At 64.9% G+C, this 3462-nt stretch carries 5 protein-coding genes; all 5 read left to right on the top strand.

The annotated features are described in order from the left end of the window. The coding region (locus QZT63_RS09235) for a multicopper oxidase domain-containing protein (RefSeq protein ID WP_290650552.1) at nt 1-566 on the top strand (566 nt) is incomplete at its 5' end. Nucleotides 567-577: 11 nt separating this feature from the next. Then, the gene (locus tag QZT63_RS09230) at nt 578-1795 is read left to right on the top strand and encodes a hypothetical protein (RefSeq protein WP_290650550.1); all 1218 of its coding nucleotides are present in this window, start codon (nt 578-580) and stop codon (nt 1793-1795) included. 2 nt (nt 1796-1797) lie between these two features. Continuing rightward, complete coding sequence (locus tag QZT63_RS09225) at nt 1798-2205, top strand: hypothetical protein (protein ID WP_290650548.1); 408 nt, start codon at nt 1798-1800, stop codon at nt 2203-2205. Between the two features lie 54 nt (nt 2206-2259). Continuing rightward, entirely contained in the window at nt 2260-2865 is a 606-nt protein-coding gene (locus QZT63_RS09220) for a DUF2231 domain-containing protein (protein ID WP_290650546.1), read from the top strand. 45 nt (nt 2866-2910) lie between these two features. Beyond that, nucleotides 2911-3462 (top strand): cation diffusion facilitator family transporter (locus QZT63_RS09215; protein WP_290650544.1); only part of this gene is annotated, 552 nt, incomplete at its 3' end.

Genomic DNA, 3462 nt, shown 5'->3' with positions numbered 1-3462 from the left:
TCAACGAGGTGCTCGAGGGCATGGGGCAGGTGAACAAGCTCATGCGCGACGGGCGGCTCTCGCCGGCGACCCATGGCTTCTTCAAGCGCTACGAGGACTTCGTCAAGGCCATCGAGGAGGGTTGGCGGCCGCCGTATACCCCGGGGAACGCCCCGGGTGGCACCATCACGCCCAACTTCTTCGCCATCAACGGCAAGTCATACCCGTCCACCGTGGGCGAGCACGGCCACCTGCGCATCCGCCAGGGGGAGTACATCCGTATTCGTCTGATCAACGGCGGCATCGCCGATCACCACATGCACCTCCATGGCCACCAGTTCTGGAAGGTCGCCGAGGACGGCAACCCGCTGCCGCAGCCGATCAAGCTCAACACGGTCCCGGTCACCCCGGGCAAGACCGTGGACATCATCGTCTACGGCAACAACCCTGGCTTCTGGGATTTCCACGACCACAAGGAGATCCACAGCCGCAACGCCGGCATCTACCCCGGGGGCATGATCACCATGCTCGAGTACGAGGACATGGGCGACCCGCCTTATGTCCCTTCCACCACCATCAACCAGTGAGGAGGTGCCGCATGAGACAGCATGCCTTGATGATGGCCGGTGCCCTCCTCACGGTGGCGCTCCCGGCCAGCGCGTTCGAGATCGACCCTCACGTGCCGCCTGAGATCGTCATCGGCGGGAGCGGCCTGGCAACCGTGGACTTCGAGCAGCTCCAGCGCGTCGACGACGGCACCACCTCGGAGGAGTTGCTGAACATCGACGACTCCAGCCTGCTGTTCGGCTTCGCCAAGCACCTGCATGACGACAACCACTACGGCTTCGGCGCCTTTGGCCTCAAGGCGCTGGGAGAGAGCGAGATTGGCGAGAGTGTCTTCCTGCACCAGGCCTACGCCGGCGTTGGTGGCCGACAGTGGGAGGTGCGCGTGGGTCGCACGGGGCTGCCCGGCAACCTGGTGCGATTCCCCACGGTGCGGGCGGACGACCTGCTCGCCTACACGCACGTGCCCAACGCGCGACTGGACGGGGAGAGTGACACCCTCACCCGGTACGGCGAGCAGCTGGCCGCGGACTGGTGGTTCACGCCCTATTTCGGGATGACCGCGGCCGCCCTGGCCAGGCCGGAGGGGCTTGCGGGCGATCCGCGGTACGGGAACCTCAACAGCGGCTCGCTCGGCCTGCACTACTCCGTCCCCGAGACGGTGGATACCGACCGTGGGCTGACCTTCGCGGGTCTGTCCGTGGACGTGCAGCCCTTCGACGAGCGCGGCGGCCTGGACGACGGCGATCTGGTCACGGCTCAGCTCGGGCTTGGCTTCAACATCAGCGGCCACCCGGAGCGGCTGCTGCACCTGGACACCCAGCTCATGTGGAGCCAGGGCGAGGACTCGGGATCGCTCGCCGGTGACCTCGAGCGGGCGCGCAGTGATGCAACGGCTGCCGTGGCCTCCCTGCGCTATCGCCACCGACCCCACCTCCAACAGCGCTGGCAGGCGGCCCTGACCGTGGCCGGGCAGGACTACAGCGATTTCGACAACGCCCGCCGCTACGCGGTGTTGCCCAGCATCGCCTGGCGCCTTGGTAACGGCATCGACGCGGTCGCCCAGGTGGCCCACGAACGCTTTGAGGGCGATCTGCGTCGCGACATCGGCCTCGAGCACGAGACCACGGTGCAGTTCGGTATCAGCATGCAGTTCGACCACACTTTCAACAAGTCGGTCGGTCGGCGCGATGACGTCATCCACCTGGAGCACGACATGCTGCTGCCGGGACCCAGCTTCGGAGGAAACTGATCATGAGTCGGCAAATACTGGCAACACTTCTGTTCGCACTCGCCCTGGTCGTTTCACCATTGGCACTGGCAGAGAATGACCACGATCATGGTGGAGACCACGGGGACCACGGGGACCACGGGGACCACGGAGATCACGCCGGAGACGGGGAGGGACCCTGGTCCTACCTGGAGCGGGACAACCCAACCCCCTACGCCACGGACGAACGGCACGAGATGCTGCCGGTCCCGCAGTTCGGCCACATGTATATCCACGCCGGGCGCGTGGACGCGGAAACCCGCTGCGATGCCCTGATGGAGGCCTCACAGGTGATGGTGGATCGGCAGACTCGGGAGGCCTGTGGCGAGACCGTGGAAGCCGACCACGACGGCCATGATGATCAGGAGAACCATGACGATCACCACCACTGAGCTGTAAGTCAACTGCGCCGCTCCCTGGGGGCGGCGCAGCCCACGGAGGAACCGATGCTGCAATCGCTACCCAACTGGCACCCAATATTCGTTCACTTCACGGTGGCGCTGTTCTCCGTCTCCGTGCTGCTCTACCTCGTTTCGCATTTCAGCCCACCCGGGACGTTCGGCCGCACCATCCGCCTCGCCGCCCGGGTGAACCTGGTGCTGGGTGTCCTGTTCACGGTGGGAACACTGCTCAGCGGCTGGTACGCGTACAACACTGTCCCCCATGATGATGCCTCCCACTTGGTCATGACGACCCATCGCAACTGGGCATTGATCGCGGCGGCGGCCTTCGGCCTGCTGGCCCTTTGGGCGGCGCGCTACTGGCTCCGCAACCAGCGCGAGGGGCGCGGCTTCGTTCTGGCGGCCGTGATTGCCGCCGTGCCGCTGGTGATGGCCGGGCACTACGGCGGTGAACTGGTGTATGGACACGGGGTGGGAGTGCAGTCCCTGCCGGATGCCGACGACCATGTCCACAACGGTGATGACCATGACCATGACGCTGACCATGAGGACGATCACGCCCATGACGCTGACGATCACCATGACGATGAGCACGAACATGCCGACGATGGCGGCCACACCCCGGACGAGAGCGACGATCATGCCCATTGATGCCCGGGAACCGTCGACTCATTGGTGTGGCCCGGGGAGTTCCGGATGAGTGCCCATGACCACGCGGCGCACGCGCCAGGTAATAAACGCGGGCTGAAGATTGCCGCCTGGGTGACTGGTGTCTATTTCGTCTTCGAAATGGCGGTCGGCCTCTACACCGGATCGGTGATGGTCATCGTCGATGCGGCGCACACCTTCTCCGCTGTCGGAGGAGTGGTACTGGCGCTTGTGGCCATGAAAATCGCACGCAAGCCGCCGACAGCTCGCCAGACGTTCGGAGGGCAGCGAGCCGAGATCATTGGCGCGCTGATGAACGGCGCGGCGCTGCTGGTGATGGCGCTGGTGGCGCTGACTATGGGAGCGATGCGCCTGCAGTCGCCCATCGAGTTGCCGACCACGCCGATGTTCGTGGTCGCCGCCGTTGGGTTGATGACCGAGATCTGGCTGATTGCGCTCATGTACCGGGATCAGAAAGAGGACATCAACACACGCGGCGCCTTCTGGCACGTGGTTCAAACGTTCCTGGGCAGCTTCGGTATCATCGCCGCGGCACTGGTTATCCATTTCACCGGGTTCCTGCTAATCGACCCCATTCTG

Origin of the sequence: Aquisalimonas sp. (assembly GCF_007120195.1) — a bacterium.
In the GTDB taxonomy this organism is placed as follows: domain Bacteria; phylum Pseudomonadota; class Gammaproteobacteria; order Nitrococcales; family Aquisalimonadaceae; genus Aquisalimonas.
Note: the sequence above shows the minus strand (reverse complement) of the source record. Positions and strands in the feature narration are given on the sequence as shown.

Coding starts and splice junctions, on each gene's coding strand:
- QZT63_RS09230 (WP_290650550.1), top strand. CDS start 578: ATGAGACAGCATGCCTTGATGATGGCCGGTGCCCTCCTCACGGTGGCG.
- QZT63_RS09225 (WP_290650548.1), top strand. CDS start 1,798: ATGAGTCGGCAAATACTGGCAACACTTCTGTTCGCACTCGCCCTGGTC.
- QZT63_RS09220 (WP_290650546.1), top strand. CDS start 2,260: ATGCTGCAATCGCTACCCAACTGGCACCCAATATTCGTTCACTTCACG.